The sequence below is a fragment of the Streptomyces sp. NPDC088400 genome, from assembly GCF_044753355.1.
Classification (GTDB): domain Bacteria; phylum Actinomycetota; class Actinomycetes; order Streptomycetales; family Streptomycetaceae; genus Streptomyces.
Genome location: NZ_JBIVMZ010000012.1, coordinates 158,156 through 173,753 on the forward strand (window position 1 = coordinate 158,156; position 15,598 = coordinate 173,753).

Sequence of the window (15,598 nt, forward strand, 5' to 3'; positions counted from 1 at the left end):
AGTAGCCCGGCCGCCCTAACTCTTTCCCGCTCGTACCGACTTGACCTGCGATGACTGCATGACTCCCGAAGAACGAGCAACGACTGCAAATCGTCGGCGAATTCGTGCCTTTACCGGTTGACCACCGCCTGGCATAGTGCCGACGGTCCCACCGAACCTGAGAGCCGTCGAGTGACCTCTGAAGGGATCCGGGCACATGCATAAGAAGCACATGCACAGGAACGGGAATGGGAAGACGTTCGCCGGAGGATTACTCGCCACCGCGATGCTGACCGTCGCGGGGTGCGGTGGCGGAGGCACCCCGTCGGACGAGGCCGCGACCGCTCCCGCTCGTCCGGGAGACGCCTCGGGTGAGATCAAGGTCCTCACACACCGGACCGACCTCGTGCAGAACGGCACGATGAAGGCCTACGCCGCCGAATTCAACAAGACCCACCCCAAGGTGAAGGTCACGTTCGAGGCCATCACCGACTACGAGGGTGAGGTCAAGATCCGTATGAACACGGATGATTACGGCGATGTGCTGATGATCCCGAACGCCGTCGCCCAGAACGACTACCCCTCCTTCTTCGCCCCCTTGGGCAGCACGTCGGAGCTGAGCAAGAAGTACCGCTTCACCGACAAGTCGACTGTCGGCGGGAAGGTGTACGGCACCGCCTCCGTCGGCAACGCGAACGGATTCATCTACAACAAGGCGGTCTGGAAACGGGCCGGCGTCACCGACTGGCCCACCACTCCCGGGCAGTTCATCGAAGACCTCAAGAAGATCAAGTCGCGGACCGACGCCGTCCCGTTCTACACCAACTTCAAGGACGCCTGGCCGCTGACGCAGTGGACCAGCGTCCTCGGCTCCGTCGGCTGCGACGCGAAGGCGAACGACAAGCTGGTCGACTCGTCCGACCCCTGGGCCAAGGGCGGCGATCTGAACACGGCGGACACCCTCCTCTACGACATCGTCCACGACAAGCTCGCGGAGAAGGACCCGACGACCACCAACTGGGAGAACTCCAAAGGGCTGATCGCGAAGGGCGAGATCGCCACCATGCAGCTCGGCTCCTGGGCGATCACCCAGATGCGGGACGCGGCACGGAAGGCGGGCAGGAACCCGGACGACATCGGCTACATGCCCTACCCCGTTCAGAGCGACGGCGTGTTCTGCTCCATGCTCAACCCCGACTACCTCCAGGCCGTGTCCGTCCACTCCTCGCACAAGCAGGCGGCGCGCGCCTGGATCGACTGGTTCACCGACGCCTCGGGCTTCACACAGAAGGAAGGCTCGATCCCGACGCTCAAGGGGGGTGCGCTCCCCTCGACGCTCAAGCCCTACGGCGACGCGGGCGTCAAGCTCGTCGAACTGTCCCAGGCGAAGTCCGCACAGGTGAACACCATCGACAACGCCGCGGAGATCGGCCTCAACAAGCCGGACTACCGGCAGAAGCTGGTCGATCTCGCCCGTGGCGTCGAGCGGGGCAGCCTGGACGACTACTTCTCGGACCTGGCCGAGCGGTGGCACGAGGCGGCGAGGACCGCCGGTTCCTGACGGATCACGGCCGACGGGGCACCGGGCCGTGGAGCCCGAGCCTTGTAGGCCCGCCCGCCTCTTCGGACGACGAAAGGGCCGACATGACCGAGAGAACGGGCACCGGCACAAGCACAATCAAGGGCACAGGCGCAGAGCGTTCGGCTGTCGCGAAGACAGCAAACACAGCGACGACAGCAAAGACGGCGCAGTCCTGGAAGCCCTGGAAGTCCTGGAAAATCCGCTCCCTGCGCCGCATCACACCCTGGCTCTTCCTCGCGGTCCCCCTGGTGCTGCTGATCACGTTCACCTATGTCCCGGTCGCGAACATGATCTTCTACAGCTTCACGGACTGGGACGGAGTGAGCCCGGACCGGCGGTTCACCGGCATCGACAACTACCTCGAACTGTTCACCCGGCCCGAACTGTTCCGGGTGTTCTTCGTGAGCTTCTACTACGTGGCGGCGTCATTCGTACAGATCGTCGCGGCCCTGTACTTCGCGACCGTCCTGAGCTTCAACCTCCGCTTCAGGAACCTCTTCAAGGGGATCCTGTTCTTTCCCTATCTGATCAACGGAGTCGCCATCGGCTTCGTCTTCCTCTACTTCTTCCAGGACGGCGGGACGCTGGACTCCGTACTGTCCTGGTTCGGCGCGGATACGGACCGCGCCTGGCTCGGGACCCCCGAGTCGGCGAACACCTCCCTCGCGGGGGTGTCGGTCTGGCGCTTCACCGGACTCAACTTCGTGCTCTTCCTCGGCGCGATCCAGTCGATTCCCGGTGAGCTGTACGAGGCGGCGCAACTCGACGGCGCGGGCCGGTGGCACCAGTTCCGGCACATCATCGCGCCGGGCATCAAGCCCGTCCTCAGCCTGAGCGTGATCCTGGCGATCTCCGGTTCGCTGTCCGTCTTCGAGATCCCGTACATCATGACCGGCGGCGCCACGGGCACCTCGACCTTTGTCATCCAGACGGTCAAGCTCGCCTTCCAGTTCAACAAGACCGGGCTGGCGTCGGCCGCTGCCGTCGTACTGCTCCTGATCATCCTGCTGGTCACCTGGATCCAGCGGCGACTGGTGCCCGACGAGAGGGTGGATCTCGTATGACCAGGCCCCCCGGCCCTGACTCTGCCCCAGCCACTGCGACTGTCCCTGCCACTGCCACTGTCCCGGCCACTGCCCCGGCCGTGCGGAGGCCCCGGCTCCTCGGCGCCACCCTCACCTACGCGTCGCTGGTCATCGCCTCGTCGGTGGTGCTCGTCCCGCTCGTCGTCGTCCTCCTCACGTCCCTCAAGACGTCCCGGGAACTCTCCGACGGCGGCGCGCTCTCCCTGCCGCACGACTGGCTGAACTTCGCCAACTACGTCACGGCCTTCAACGACGGCCGGATGCTCACCGCCTTCGGCAACACGGCCTTCATCCTGCTCTTCTCGATCTCGGGCACGGTGGTGATCGGTTCGATGACGGCGTACGCGATCGACCGGTTCGACTTCCGGCTGAAGAAACTGGTGGTCGCGCTGTTCCTGATCGCGACGCTGGTGCCGGGCGTGACCACCCAGGTGGCGACCTTCCAAGTGGTCAACAGCTTCAACCTGTTCGACACCCGGTGGGCCCCGATCCTGCTCTACATGGGCACGGACATCGTCTCCGTGTACATCTTCCTGCAGTTCATCCGGTCGATCCCGAACTCCCTGGACGAGGCGGCCCGGCTGGACGGGGCGAACGCGTTCACCATCTACCGGAAGATCATCTTTCCGCTGCTCAAGCCGGCGGTCGCGACCGTGGTCATCATCAAGGGCATCACGGTCTACAACGACTTCTACATTCCGTTCCTCTATATGCCGTCCGAGGATCTCGGCGTCATTTCGACGGCGCTCTTCCGCTTCAAGGGCCCGTTCGGCGCGCACTGGGAGAACATCTCGGCGGGAGCGATCCTGGTCATCGTCCCGACGCTGGTGGTGTTCCTCTTCCTCCAGCGGTTCATCTACAACGGTTTCGCCCGGGGCGCCACGAAGTGACGGTCAGCTCGACCGCACCGGCGGGATGGAGACGGACATGATCATCTCGACCTGATCGGCACCGTCGTTGCGGTAGCTGTGCGGGACACCCGCCTCGAAGGTCGCCGACGCGCCCGCCGGTACGGCGTGCGGTTCGCCGTCGACGACGAGGCTCAGCTCACCTGCGGTGACGTGGAGCAGCTCGGTGGCGCCCGCCGGATGCGGGTCGGAGGACATGGAGTCGCCCGGCATCAGCGTCCAGGACCAGAGTTCGAGCGGGCCGCGGGCCTCGGTGCCGACCAGCAGTGCGGCCCGGCTGCCCGCCTCGGTGGACCACATCCGTACGGCCTGGTCCTCGGGCACGATCCGGACCTGGGGGCCGCGCTCGTAGTCGAGGAGCGTGGTGATGCTCACGCCGAGCGCGTCGGCGAGCTTGACCGTGGTGCCGACGCTCGGGTTCGTACGGGCCTGCTCGATCTGGATGATCATTCCGCGGCTGACCCCCGACCGGGCGGCCAGGGCGTCGAGCGTGAAGCCCCGCTCACCGCGCCAGCGCTTGAGGTTGCGGGCGAGCGACTGGGTGAGCTGGTCGAGGTCCGACACATTCCATCCAATATGTTCAACGAAAGAGTTCGACCGACTGCACTGAGGCGCAGCGCGCCGATCATTCGTCGCACTGTACTGCGAGGCCTTCCCCTGGCAGCACCGTTCGTCGGACCCGGGGTCGAGGCCGGGCAACATCGCTGCGGTGAACGTGACCTGTTCCCCGATGACGCAGTGGTCACCGAGTTCGATCCAGGCCGCGCCGAAGACCGTGCCCTGCGCGGGGACCTGGGAGTGTGCTGTGACATTCGCCCCATGGGTCTCCGCCCCACATGTCACCCACCATGTCACTCACTTGGCTGAAACGCACCGACCACCACAGCATTGACGCTGCGTCGGAAGACGGTTGGACGACCATCGGACAAGCAAAGTCGCTGAACAGACATGGTGTACGCATATGACAGAGCGAATTGCGGCGCTTCCCAACTATCACACCCCCTTGACTCGGGGGTGACTTCGGGACGAACTCCTCCGTTCCGTGGGCTCTGACGGATCCGTGTCATCGCGTACGGCCTCACGTGGTTAGCATGAGCGCCACATGCGGTGCGGAAGATCGCCGTCCCCATCGGTGTCCGATCCCGCCCGTGCGGCCGAACCGCGCAGGTCGGCCGGTATGTTTCCCCCCGCACTCAAGTACCGAGGGACCGCGGAATGTCAGTGCCTGTCGCCCCCAATCCGCACCGGATACGCACCTCACGGTCTCGGTCCACGGCCGTACCCCTGATCCTGGTGGTGGTAGCCGGAGCGGCCGGAGGCGCGGTGGCCGTGGCCGCCCCCGAACCGGCCCGTACCTGGGTCGCCATCACGGTCGCGGTCTCCTGGCTCTGTGTGACGGTCGCCGTCGTCACCGCCGCCCTGCTGCTGCGACGCGGCCGGCGTGCCACGCTCGCGGCGGACAACGACGCCAGGTCGGCGCGGACCCAACTGGCCCAGACCGGCGCGGAGTCCGCGCATCTGCTGAATGTCACCCTGCCCGCGGTGGTCAAGCGGGTACGTGACGGAGCGGGCGCCGACGAGACACTCGCGGCCACACCTCCGCCGTCCGATCCGCAGGTGCGCCGCGTCCTGGAGATGTTCACCTCGGAGCTCGCGGGCTCCGAGCAGCGGGCGGCCCGCGCGACGGCCGACAGCGAGACCGCCGTGCGCCGGCTGGCCCAGGCCGCCGACGATCTGGACCTGCTGATCACGAAGACGCTGCCCGCCGCGATCGGCGGGCTGCGCTCCGGCGGCTCCGCCGACACGGTGCTCGGCGGCATCGAGGCACCCTCGGACCCGCGGCTGCGGATCCTGGTCGACGCGGTGGTCAGGGACTTCGCCCTCAGCGAGCGGCGCGGTGCCGCCGCGCAGGCGGCCAGCGCCAAGGCGCTGAGCCGGGTGCAGGCGAAGGCCGTGAGCATGCTGGCCGATCTGCGGGAGATGCAGGACCGGCACGGCGAAGAGGTCTTCGGGGATCTCCTCAAGCTCGATCACAACACCTCGCAACTCGGGCTGCTCACCGACCGGTTGGCCCTGCTGATGGGCGGCCGCGCGAGCCGCGCCTGGAACAAGCCGATCGGCATGGAGAGCATCCTGCGCGGCGCGGTGGGCCGTATCGCCGCCTACCAGCGGGTCCGGCTGCACTGCTCCAGCCATGCCGCGATCGCCGGGTTCGCCGCCGAGCCGGTGATGCATCTCCTCGCCGAACTGATGGACAACGCGGCGAACTTCTCCCCGCCGATCGACGAGGTCCATGTCTACGTCGAGGAGCGCACCGCCGGCATCGTGGTGACCATCGAGGACAGCGGTCTGAAGATGGCCGCCGCGGCGATGCGGCGGGCGGAGGAGTCCGTGTCCGGGCGGGTCACCGACCTCGCGAAGCTCCAGGGCACCCGGCTCGGCCTGGCCGTGGTGGGCCGGCTGGCCGCCAAGTACCACATCAGCGTCAACTACCGGCCGTCCTCCCGGGGCGGTACGGGAGTGGTGGTGCTGTTCCCGCCGCAGCTCCTCGCCCAGCAGCGCGGTGCTGCTCCCGAGCACTTCCTGCGGCGCCCGGCGCCGGAGACGACCGTGCCCGCGCCCGCCACGCCGCCGGTCGCCCCGGCCCCGGAGACCCCGGCAGCCCCTCCCGCCCCACCCGTCTCGCACGAGCCACCCGTCTCGTACGACCTGCCTGTCTCGTACGACCCGCCCCTCTCGTCGGGTACGGCCGCTTCGCCGCCCCCGCCCGCCCGGTCCGCCCCGGCGGCCGGTCCCCAGCTGGCGACGCCCAACGGGCTGCCGGTGCGCCCGCCCGGCCGCACCATGGCCGCGGCCGACCGCGGCCGGCCCCAGCCGGAGGCGGAGACCGACAGCCCGAAGCCGCCCCGCGACGCGGGCTCCCAGTTCGGTGCCTTCCACCGCTCGCGCCGTTCGCCCAACGGCCCTTCCGGGACTCCGGCCGAGTAGGGACTGCGCTCTCCCCGTACGGCGCCCGGGGTCTCGGCGCCCATCCCCACCCAGAACGCGAGATCGGAGGCACGGGCCGGTGACTGGATTCTCAGGTACATCCCGCCCCACGCACACCATGCAGACCACTGACAACAGCGTGACCTGGCTCCTCGAGAGCCTGTTGGAACGCACTCCAGGAACCCGGCACGCCCTGGTGCTCTCCCGCGACGGGCTGAAGCTCTGCTGGAGCCGCCATCTCACGCTCGACCAGGCCGACCAGCTGTCCGCCATCTGCTCGGGCATCCAGGCGCTCGCCCAGGGCGCCTCGGTGGAGTTCGGCAACGGCAGCGGCGGTGTCCGGCACTCGATGACCGAATTCCACGGGGGGCTGCTGTTCATCGTGGAAGCCGGGAACGGCGCGCATCTGGCGGTGGTGGCCGAGGACGGCGCCGACCCCGGTGTGGTGGGCCATCAGATGTCCGAGCTGGTCGAGCAGATCGGTGAGCATCTGCGGGCCGAGCCACGCGACTCGGCCGGGAAGAGTTCACCGTCATGATCCGCCGGCCCGTCGACATGGGGGATCCCGACCGGCTGTACACCGTGACAGGTGGCCGCAGCCGGGTCGATGACACCACGTTCGACCTGGTCACCCTGATAGTCAGCGAGTGCGAGCCGACCCCGGGGATGCAGTCCGAGCATGCCCGGATCCTCGAACTGTGCCGCCATCCCACCGCGGTCGTCGAGCTCTCCGCAGAGCTGAGACTGCCGGTGATGGTGGTACGGATCCTCCTCGGTGACCTCCTCGCGACGGGCCGGATCACCGCCAGGCATCCCCGTATGGCACGTTCCGCCGACCTTCCCGAATCCGCCCTCTTGCAGGAGGTGCTCCATGGGCTCCGCAACCTCTGAACTGCCGGTCCGTACGCCGTTGGCAGACGCGGCCGAGACCGGACTGAAGATCGTCGTCGTGGGCGGATTCGGCGTCGGCAAGACCACGCTCGTCCGGTCGGTGAGCGAGATCCGTCCGCTCAACACCGAAGAGGTCATGACGCAGGCCGGAATCGGGGTCGACGAGACGGCCGGGCTGACCACCAAGACCACCACGACCGTGGCCTTCGACTTCGGCCGGATCAGCCTCAACCAACGCATGGTGCTCTATCTGTTCGGGGCACCCGGGCAGGAGCGGTTCTGGTTCCTGTGGGACCGGCTGTTCTCGGGCACGCTCGGCGCGGTCGTCCTGGTCGACACCCGCCGGATGAGCGAATCCTGGTACGCCATCGACCGGTTGGAACACCATCAGACCCCGTTCGTGGTCGCGGTCAACCGGTTCGACGACGACGTCTCGGCGTTCTCGCTGACGGAGATCCGCCAGGCGCTCTCGCTGCCGGATCACATTCCGCTGATCGACTGTGACGCGCGGGTGCGTTCGTCCGGCAAGAACGTCCTGATCACCCTCGTGGACCACCTCTACGAACTGGCCATGGCCCGGGAGATGACACCGTGACCGACCCCACCACCGACGCCGCGGGACCCGTACCCGGTCAGGCCCCTCCCCCGGGCTGCCCCGCGCACGCGGGCGCGGTGCCGCTGAGCGGGCTGGAGTACCAGCAGACCCCCTCCCAGCTGTACCGCTCGCTGCGCAGGGAGCACGGCGCGATCGCCCCGATTCTCCTCGACGGGGACATTCCCGCCTGGCTGGTGCTCGGTTACGCGGAAGTCTCCTACGTCACCAGCCACGACGAGCTGTTCGCCCGTGACTCGCGGCGCTGGAACCAGTGGCCGAACATTCCGGCGGACTGGCCGCTGATGCCGTTCGTCGGCTACCAGCCGTCGCTGCTGTTCACCGAGGGCGCGGAGCACCAGCGGCGGGCCGGTGTGATCGCCGAGGCACTGGAGGCCGTCGACCAGTTCGAACTCGCGCATATGTGCAAGGAGATCGCCGAGGGTCTCATCGACGTGTTCGCCGGCAGCGGGCAGGCCGAGCTGATGGCCACGTACGCGCACGCGCTGCCGATGCGTGCCGTGGTCCGGCTCTGCGGTATGCCCGCCGACAGCGTGGACACCGACGATCTCGTACGGGACCTGAAGATCTCGCTGGACGCCGCCGACGGTGACGATCCGGTCGCCGCGTATCTGCGGGTGCAGGAGCGCATCGAGCGGCTGGTGAAGGACAAGCGGAACAGCCCCGGTCCGGATGTCACGTCCAGGATGCTGGCGCATCCGGCCGCGCTGACGGACGAGGAGGTCGTACAGGACCTGATCACCGTCATCGCCGCCGCGCAGCAGCCGACGGCCAACTGGATCTGCAACACCCTGCGTCTGCTGCTGACCGACGACCGGTTCGCGCTGAACGTGTCCGGCGGACGGCTGAGCGTCGGCCAGGCGCTGAACGAGGTGCTGTGGCTGGACACCCCGACGCAGAACTTCGTCGGCCGGTGGGCGGCGCGGGACACGCAGCTCGGCGGCCGGCACATCAAGGCGGGCGACTGCCTGGTGCTGGGGTTCGCCGCGGCGAACACGGATCCGCAGATCTGGCCCGAGGGGCATGTGGGGGCGGAGAACTCCGCGCATCTGTCGTTCAGCAACGGTGAGCACCGCTGCCTCTATCCGGGTCCGCTGCTGGCCGACGTCATCGCCCGGACCGCGATCGAGACCCTGCTGGAGCGGCTGCCGGACGTGGTGCTGGCGGTGGAGCCGGACGAACTGACCTGGCGGCCCTCGATCTGGATGCGGGGACTGACCGCGCTGCCGGTGCAGTTCACGCCGACGGTGCAGTAGCGAACGCCCCTGCCGGACCAGGGGATCGGGGATCGGGACATCGGAGGTTCGAGGATCCGGGGTTCCGGGATCCGGTCTTCGGGGATCCGGGATCAGGCCTTCCCGCAAGGCCGGCCGCCGGGCCCGGGAGCGTACCGGGCCCGGCGGATGCCGTCACGACGGAACGGGTGTGAACTCCACCGGCAGGGACTGCGGTCCCCGGGTGAACACCCCCTGCTCGACCGGGTCGAAGCCCTCGGCCAGCCGCAGGTCGGGCATCGCGTCGAGCAGTTGGCCGACACCGGTCTCGACCTCCGCCTTGGCCAGCAGGGCCCCCACGCAGAAGTGCCGTCCGAGCGCGAAGGCCAGATGGTCGGCGGCGGCGGAGAAGGCGGTCGTGGTGGTCAGATCGTCGCGGAAGATATTGAAGCGGTCCGGCTCCTGGTACCGGGAGCCGTCGCGGTTGGCGGAGCCGATCAGGCAGGTGACCGTGGCACCGCTCGGTATGGTCCCACCGCTGACCTCGACGTCCCGCGCGGTCTGCCGCATGATCATCTGTACCGGCGGGGTGAACCGCAGGGTCTCCGCGAAGGCCCGGTCGATCAGAGTACGGTCCTCCCGTACGGCCGCCAGCTGTTCGGGGTGTTGCAGCAGGTTCGCGAAGATGCTGGCGATCGCCTTGTCGGTGGTCTCGCCGCCGGCGGCGAGCAGCAGGCTGCAGAACGCCTTGATGTCCTCGTCACTCATCCGTACGCCGTCCACCTCGGCCGCGCAGAGCGTCGAGAGCAGGTCGTCCCCCAGGTTGTCCCGCCGGTCCCGGATGATCGGCAGCATGTACTCGGCGAACTCGACGCGCGTCCGCTCACCGGCCGCCGCCACCTCGGCATCGCCGGACAGATTGCCCAGGAAGGCGATGACCGTGGTGTACCAGCCGTGGAAACGGTCGTGGTCGGCCTTGTCGAGGCCCAGCATGTCGGCGATGACATTGACCGGAAAACGAGTGGCGTAGTCCCGTACGAGGTCGGCGGATCCGGTGTGCCGGAACGAGTCGATCAGCTCTCGGGAGTTGCGGTCGACAACGGGCAGGAACTTGTCCCTGAGATCGCTCCCCCGGAAGGCCGGAGCGACCAGCGCCCGGCGCACGGCGTGCTCACGCCCACTGAGCTGGAGGATCGTCTTGCCGTGCACCGGCTCGATCTGCCAGTCGTAGTTGTCGGTGGTGAACACCGACTCCTTGTCCTTGAAGGCGCGTTCGACGTCGTCGTACCGGGAGATGATGTAGCTCCGGGTGGCCTCGTGCCAGATGAGCGGTGCGCTCTCCCGCATCGCGCGATAGGCCGCGTAGGGGTTCGCGGCGAATTCGGGCGACAGGATGTCGGGGACCTGCTGTGCGGTGGCCATAGGGCTCCCTCGGTCGGTACGGCCCGGTCCATAACGGGCAAGGCCCCTAAGGCTATTGATCATCCAGCGCCAAAAACAGGCCAAGCGTGCGGCTACCTGCTACCGATGCGATAAAGACGGTCGCTCACGGTGCCTGTACGCGCGCGGCCGGCCTGTCGGCCGACCAATCAGTCAGTCGGCCCATCAGTCAGTCGTCAGTCGGCGGCGGGTACGGCGTCGGGCTCGCCCGGCGTCGGCTCGGCCTTCGCGGCGGCCTTCTTCGCGCGGTTCTTCAGGACGAGCATGGAGGTCAGCCCGATCAGCACGGCGACCACGAGGCCCAGCCAGGAGAAGCGCTTGAGCCAGGCCTCGGCGACCACACCCACCGAGTAGATGACGGCGGTCGTACCGCCCGCCCAGACGATTCCGCCCAGTACGTTGGCGGTCAGGAACTTCCAGTACGGCATGTGCAGTACGCCCGCGAGCGGCCCGGCGAAGATACGCAGCAGGGCGACGAAACGGCCGAAGAAGACCGCCCACATGCCCCACTTCTCGAACGACCGCTCCGCCATGGCGATCTGGGCCTCGCCGAAGTGCTTGGGGAATTTCGCGTCGAGCCGGGCGAGCAGCGGCCTGCCGCCCTTGCGGCCGATGGCGTAGCCGATCGAGTCCCCGATGATCGCGCCGGCCGTGGCGCAGGCGGCCAGGATGTAGACGTTGATGTCGCCGTGCTGGGAGGCGAGCAGCGCCGAGCTGACGAGGACGATCTCGCCCGGCAGCGGGATACCGAGGCTTTCGAGCCCGATGACCACCCCCACCAGGAGATAGATGCTCACTGCGGGGACGGTCTCCAGCCACTCCTGGACGTGCAACGCCGGTTCCTCCCGAAATCCCCGAGCCGCTGTCCCTGACCCGCTGTCCCTTGACCGTCGCTCACCGGTCACTTGCCGGCCGGTCACCCCGGGCCGCTTACCGCGCACCCGCCGACGAGGCGGGTGCGCGGGAAGCCTACCTGGTGGGTGGGTACGGTCAGGAATGCGGGCGCAGCGTCCAGACGACCGTCATCTCGCCGGTGACCGCTCCGTCATCGCGGGTGAGGGCGATGGCCACGGGGAATTCGGGGCGGGCCCCGGCGTCCAGTTCCGCGACGACGTCCGCCACCGGACGGCCCAGCGTCGCGGTGGCCGTGACCACTCCCATGGCGAGCTTCCGGTAGCCGATCTCCGCCTTGACGGCGAGCGGAACGGCGCGCTGGAGCTGGTCACCGAAGGCGGCGAGCACGATCGCGCCGCTGGCGGACTCGGCGAGCGTGAACATCGCTCCGGCGTGCGGTCCGCCGACGTGGTTGTGGTAGTCGGGCTGATCGGGCAGCCGGACAACAGCACGTTCGGCGGTGGTCTCCAGGAACTCCAGCCCGAGGGTGCGGGCCATCGGGACGGTGGCGGCGAGGGTCTCGCCGACGGACATCTGTTCAGGGCTCATGAGAGCCGATGTTACCCGCGAGTAGGGGAGTTTCACCATCCCCTGACAGGGCGGCCGTAGCAGCGCCGGGGCGCCCCCTCTATCGTTACTGGCCATGTGGCCAGGACAGCAGCCGCCCGGGGGCGAGCAAAACCCGCAGGACCAGAATCCGAATCCGTACCAGCAGCCGGGGTACCAGCAGCCGAATCCGTACCAGCAGCCCGGCTACCAGCAGCAGCCCGGGTATCAGCAGCAGCCGGGCTACCAGCAGGGGCAGACCGGGCAGCAGCCCAACCCGTACCAGCAGCCGACCACACCGCAGTACGCGGTACCGGGCCCGCCCGGCCCGCCCGGTCCCGCACCGGGCAAGAAGAAGACGACGGTCGTCGCGGTCGTCGCCGCCGCGGTCGTCGTCATCGCGGCCGCGGGCACCGCGTTCTTCGTGATGAACAAGGACGACGAGAGCGGCAAGAGCGACAAGGCGGACGGTGCCGCCAAGCCCTCAGCGCCCAAGGAGCCCACCTCGTCCGCGCCCGTGGACAATCCCCGGGACGGCTCGTCCGTGGCCAAGCCGCTGATCGCGGGCTGGAAGGTCGTGACCAACCCGAAGCACGGGACGCAGTTCGACGTTCCCGCGGACTGGGAGGTCTCAGGGGCCGGCGTCCACTCCGGGTTCGAGGACGAGCAGAAGGGCGACGGCTCGCCCGTCATCACCTTCTCCGCGCCCGCCTTCTACAAGTCCAAGTGGTGCTCCCAGGACACCAACAAGGACGGCAAGATGGAGGACAGCAGCCTCGCCGGCACCGGCACCAAGGGCGGCGAGGGCGCCAAGAGCACGGAGTCGGCGGCGCGGAGCGAGGCGGGGACCTGGGTCTGGGCGGCGTACGACCAGGAGGAGACTCCGGAGGTCGCCGCCAAGGGCAAGGTGAAGATCAGCAAGTCCGAGGCGTACACGACGAAGTCCGGGCTCAAGGGTCACTTCGCGACGGCCACGGCCACGGGTGTGGCCAAGACGGACAAGTGCGACACCGACGGCAAGTCGATCGCCTTCACCTTCACCAACGCGAAGGGCGACTACGCGACGTGGGTGCTGTACACCAACAAGGGTGTGCCGGACGAACTCCCGGACGAGACGATCAAGAAGATCATGAGCACGGTCCGGCTGGCGAAGGCGTCCTGACGTCTCGTCCTTCCGACCGCTCGTCCTACTGACCTCTTGTGCTTCTGACGCGTCCACCTCATGCGACCGGCTCGTGCGCGGCGGTCGGGAAAACCGGTTGGCAACCGGGCGCGGGGCCGCGATAGTCCCCGGGTGACCTCACCCGCCGACGCCGAACGCCGCACCCGCCGCCCCGCCTGGGCCGGCCGCAACTACACACTGCTGACCGCCGCGGCGATCGCCACCAATCTGGGCAGCCAGGGTGCGCTGATCGCCTCGGCGTTCGCGGTTCTGGAGTCCGGTGGCGGCGCCGGCGATGTGGGGCTGGTGGCGGCGGCCCGTACGATTCCGCTCGTCCTGTTCCTGCTCGTCGGCGGCGCGCTCGCCGACCGGCTCCCCCGGCACCGGGTGATGGTCGCCGCCAACGCCCTCAACTGCGTGTCCCAGGCCGCCTTCGCCGCCCTCGTCCTCACCGGCGACCCCCTGCTGTGGCAGATGATGGCGCTGGCCGCTCTGGGCGGTACCGGGCACGCCTTCTTCAGCCCTGCCTCCGAGGGCATGCTGATGTCCAGCGTCACCGACGAACAGGCAGGCCGTGCCTTCGCCCTCTACCGGATGGCGATGCACGGCGCGGGAATCGGCGGCGCGGCCCTGGGCGGCGCGCTCATCGCGGTGATCGGCCCCGGCTGGGTCCTGGCCGTCGACTCCGCCGCGTTCCTGGTGGCCGGAGCGCTGCGCGCCTTCCTCGACGTCAGCCATATTCCGCCGCGCGAACCCGGCGGCGGCATGATCTCCGATCTGCGCGACGGCTGGCGGGAGTTCGTCGGGCGGCCCTGGCTCTGGACCATCGTCGTACAGTTCGCGGTGGTCAACGCGGTCTTCGTGGCGGCCGAGGCGGTGTACGGGCCGCTGGTGGCCCGGGACGAACTCGGCGGGGCGGGCCCCTGGGGCCTGGCGCTCGCCGCCTTCGGCGCCGGAACCGTGGGCGGCGCCGTGCTGATGGTGCGCTGGAAGCCGCGCCGGCTGCTGCTCGTGGGCACACTCTGCGTCTTCCCGTACGCCCTCCCGGCGGCCGGACTCGCGGTGCCTCTGCCGATCGCGGGCCTGGTGGTGCTGATGTTCGTGTCGGGCCTGTCGGTCGAGGTGTTCGGCGTCTCGTGGATGACGGCGCTGCATCAGGAGATCCCGGAGGAGAAACTCTCTCGGGTCTCCTCGTACGACATGTTCGGCTCGATCGGGATGATTCCGCTGGCCACGGCCCTCGCGGGGCCGGTGGAGAGCGCCTTCGGACGTACGCCCGCGCTGTGGGGCTGCGCGGCGCTGATCGTGCTGCTGACGGCGGCGGTGCTGGCCGTCCCGGACGTACGGCGGCTGACCCGCCGTACGGACACGGAGAAGATCGCGGCGGGCCCCGCGGACTCTCCCGCCTCCCCCGCCTTCCCCGACTTCCCCACGTCTCCCGCTCCGTCAGCCGATGCTGAAGGCGCCGTCGGGCGGGCGGGGTGACGGCACCGCGCCGCTGTCCCGTACCGGGACCGCGCCCCCGGTGAACCGGCGCAGCACGCGGCCGTGTTCGACGCGGGCGGGAAAGGCGTCCGAAGCGGTACGGCGGGCCAGGGCCACCGTGTCGATCTCGGTGTGCGAGGCGACCAGGACGGCGTTGCCGAAACGCCGGCCGCGCAGGACGGACGGCTCGGCGATCAGCGCCAGCTCCTCGAAGACGGCCGCGAAGGTGGCCAGTTGGGAGCGGAGGAAGTCGAAGGGCGCCCCGTCGGCGAGATTGGCGGCGTAGACCCCGCCGGTCCGCAGCACCCGCGCGGCCTCGCGCGCGTACTCGACGGAGGTGATGTGGGCCGGGATCCGGGAGCCGCCGAAGACATCGGCGATCAGCACATCCACCGAGCGGTCCGGTGTCTGTTCGAGCCTGCGGCGGGCGTCCGCGCCGTGCACGGCGATCCCGCTGCCGTCCGGTATCGGCAGCCACTCGGCGACCAGCGCCAGCAGTCCCGCGTCGGCCTCCACCACCTGCTGCGCCGAGCCGGGCCTGGTCGCGGCCACATAGCGGGGCAGGGTGAACGCCCCGCCGCCGAGATGGAGCACGGTCAGCGGCTCCCCCTCCTGCGCCGCGCAGTCCACGACGTGGGCGAGCCGCCGTACGTACTCGAACTCCAGATGGGTCGGCTCGTCCAGGTCGACATACGACTGGGGAGCGCCGTCGACCGTCAGCAGCCAGGCCCGCTCCCGGTCCACGTCGGGCAGCAGTTTGGCGGTGCCGCGGTCCACGGCACGCAGGACGGGGATCGGTTCGTTCACCGTC

General features: G+C 68.8%; 15 protein-coding genes. 10 read left to right on the forward strand and 5 right to left on the reverse strand.

The window, feature by feature from the left end; translation table 11 throughout:
- Nucleotides 1-196: 196 nt before the first annotated feature.
- The 3 genes from ACIQD6_RS27645 to ACIQD6_RS27655 all read left to right on the forward strand — a co-directional run bounded on the left by ACIQD6_RS27645 (nucleotide 197) and on the right by ACIQD6_RS27655 (nucleotide 3,536).
- Complete coding sequence (locus ACIQD6_RS27645; RefSeq protein ID WP_401887235.1) at nucleotides 197-1,540, forward strand: ABC transporter substrate-binding protein; 1,344 nt, start codon at nucleotides 197-199, stop codon at nucleotides 1,538-1,540.
- Nucleotides 1,541-1,623: 83 nt separating this feature from the next.
- Nucleotides 1,624-2,625, forward strand: coding sequence for a carbohydrate ABC transporter permease (locus tag ACIQD6_RS27650; protein WP_401887238.1), 1,002 nt, complete (start codon nucleotides 1,624-1,626; stop codon nucleotides 2,623-2,625).
- A complete protein-coding gene (locus ACIQD6_RS27655; RefSeq protein WP_401887241.1) occupies nucleotides 2,622-3,536 on the forward strand; it encodes a carbohydrate ABC transporter permease in 915 nt (304 codons plus the stop codon). Before ACIQD6_RS27650 ends, ACIQD6_RS27655 begins: the two co-directional genes overlap by 4 nt.
- A gap of 3 nt (nucleotides 3,537-3,539) precedes the next feature.
- On the opposite strand, the gene ACIQD6_RS27660 is transcribed toward ACIQD6_RS27655, so the two are convergent.
- Nucleotides 3,540-4,118, reverse strand: coding sequence for a helix-turn-helix domain-containing protein (locus ACIQD6_RS27660; protein ID WP_401887244.1), 579 nt, complete (start codon nucleotides 4,116-4,118; stop codon nucleotides 3,540-3,542).
- A gap of 651 nt (nucleotides 4,119-4,769) precedes the next feature.
- On the opposite strand from ACIQD6_RS27660, the gene ACIQD6_RS27665 reads away from it, so the two are divergent.
- The 5 genes from ACIQD6_RS27665 to ACIQD6_RS27685 all read left to right on the forward strand — a co-directional run bounded on the left by ACIQD6_RS27665 (nucleotide 4,770) and on the right by ACIQD6_RS27685 (nucleotide 9,302).
- Complete coding sequence (locus ACIQD6_RS27665; RefSeq protein WP_401887247.1) at nucleotides 4,770-6,542, forward strand: ATP-binding protein; 1,773 nt, start codon at nucleotides 4,770-4,772, stop codon at nucleotides 6,540-6,542.
- A gap of 118 nt (nucleotides 6,543-6,660) precedes the next feature.
- Nucleotides 6,661-7,080, forward strand: a complete 420-nt coding sequence (locus ACIQD6_RS27670; RefSeq protein WP_401887250.1) for a roadblock/LC7 domain-containing protein — start codon at nucleotides 6,661-6,663, stop codon at nucleotides 7,078-7,080.
- On the forward strand, nucleotides 7,077-7,433 hold the full coding sequence (locus tag ACIQD6_RS27675; protein WP_401887253.1) for a DUF742 domain-containing protein: 357 nt from the start codon (nucleotides 7,077-7,079) through the stop codon (nucleotides 7,431-7,433). Before ACIQD6_RS27670 ends, ACIQD6_RS27675 begins: the two co-directional genes overlap by 4 nt.
- Entirely contained in the window at nucleotides 7,414-8,028 is a 615-nt protein-coding gene (locus ACIQD6_RS27680; protein WP_401887256.1) for a GTP-binding protein, read from the forward strand. The genes ACIQD6_RS27675 and ACIQD6_RS27680 overlap by 20 nt, the downstream gene beginning before the upstream one ends.
- Nucleotides 8,025-9,302, forward strand: coding sequence for a cytochrome P450 (locus tag ACIQD6_RS27685; RefSeq protein ID WP_401887259.1), 1,278 nt, complete (start codon nucleotides 8,025-8,027; stop codon nucleotides 9,300-9,302). The genes ACIQD6_RS27680 and ACIQD6_RS27685 overlap by 4 nt, the downstream gene beginning before the upstream one ends.
- Nucleotides 9,303-9,455: 153 nt before the next feature.
- On the opposite strand, the gene ACIQD6_RS27690 is transcribed toward ACIQD6_RS27685, so the two are convergent.
- The 3 genes from ACIQD6_RS27690 to ACIQD6_RS27700 form a co-directional block, all read right to left on the reverse strand.
- A complete protein-coding gene (locus ACIQD6_RS27690; protein ID WP_401887261.1) occupies nucleotides 9,456-10,682 on the reverse strand; it encodes a cytochrome P450 in 1,227 nt (408 codons plus the stop codon).
- Between the two features lie 194 nt (nucleotides 10,683-10,876).
- Nucleotides 10,877-11,533 (reverse strand): DedA family protein, encoded by a 657-nt coding sequence (locus ACIQD6_RS27695; protein WP_401887263.1) that lies wholly within the window; start codon nucleotides 11,531-11,533, stop codon nucleotides 10,877-10,879.
- A 157-nt stretch (nucleotides 11,534-11,690) separates the two neighbouring features.
- The gene (locus ACIQD6_RS27700) at nucleotides 11,691-12,128 is read right to left on the reverse strand and encodes a DUF4442 domain-containing protein (protein ID WP_401887520.1); all 438 of its coding nucleotides are present in this window, start codon (nucleotides 12,126-12,128) and stop codon (nucleotides 11,691-11,693) included.
- Between the two features lie 109 nt (nucleotides 12,129-12,237).
- Between ACIQD6_RS27700 and ACIQD6_RS27705 the strand changes: the two genes are divergently transcribed.
- Together ACIQD6_RS27705 and ACIQD6_RS27710 are read left to right on the forward strand one after the other, a co-directional pair.
- Nucleotides 12,238-13,302 (forward strand): hypothetical protein, encoded by a 1,065-nt coding sequence (locus ACIQD6_RS27705; protein ID WP_401887265.1) that lies wholly within the window; start codon nucleotides 12,238-12,240, stop codon nucleotides 13,300-13,302.
- A gap of 132 nt (nucleotides 13,303-13,434) precedes the next feature.
- Nucleotides 13,435-14,787 carry an MFS transporter gene (locus ACIQD6_RS27710; RefSeq protein WP_401887268.1) on the forward strand — a complete coding sequence of 451 codons (1,353 nt, stop codon included), beginning with the start codon at nucleotides 13,435-13,437 and terminating at the stop codon, nucleotides 14,785-14,787.
- Here the strand turns inward: ACIQD6_RS27710 and ACIQD6_RS27715 are convergent.
- A complete protein-coding gene (locus tag ACIQD6_RS27715) occupies nucleotides 14,749-15,594 on the reverse strand; it encodes a spermidine synthase (RefSeq protein WP_401887271.1) in 846 nt (281 codons plus the stop codon). The two genes, ACIQD6_RS27710 and ACIQD6_RS27715, sit on opposite strands and share 39 nt — an antisense overlap.
- Nucleotides 15,595-15,598 lie beyond the last annotated feature (4 nt).

Coding starts and splice junctions, on each gene's coding strand:
- ACIQD6_RS27680 (WP_401887256.1), top strand. CDS start 7,414: ATGGGCTCCGCAACCTCTGAACTGCCGGTCCGTACGCCGTTGGCAGAC.
- ACIQD6_RS27665 (WP_401887247.1), top strand. CDS start 4,770: ATGTCAGTGCCTGTCGCCCCCAATCCGCACCGGATACGCACCTCACGG.
- ACIQD6_RS27670 (WP_401887250.1), top strand. CDS start 6,661: ATGCAGACCACTGACAACAGCGTGACCTGGCTCCTCGAGAGCCTGTTG.
- ACIQD6_RS27705 (WP_401887265.1), top strand. CDS start 12,238: ATGTGGCCAGGACAGCAGCCGCCCGGGGGCGAGCAAAACCCGCAGGAC.
- ACIQD6_RS27655 (WP_401887241.1), top strand. CDS start 2,622: ATGACCAGGCCCCCCGGCCCTGACTCTGCCCCAGCCACTGCGACTGTC.
- ACIQD6_RS27700 (WP_401887520.1), bottom strand. CDS start 12,128: ATGTCCGTCGGCGAGACCCTCGCCGCCACCGTCCCGATGGCCCGCACC.
- ACIQD6_RS27675 (WP_401887253.1), top strand. CDS start 7,077: ATGATCCGCCGGCCCGTCGACATGGGGGATCCCGACCGGCTGTACACC.
- ACIQD6_RS27690 (WP_401887261.1), bottom strand. CDS start 10,682: ATGGCCACCGCACAGCAGGTCCCCGACATCCTGTCGCCCGAATTCGCC.
- ACIQD6_RS27650 (WP_401887238.1), top strand. CDS start 1,624: ATGACCGAGAGAACGGGCACCGGCACAAGCACAATCAAGGGCACAGGC.
- ACIQD6_RS27645 (WP_401887235.1), top strand. CDS start 197: ATGCATAAGAAGCACATGCACAGGAACGGGAATGGGAAGACGTTCGCC.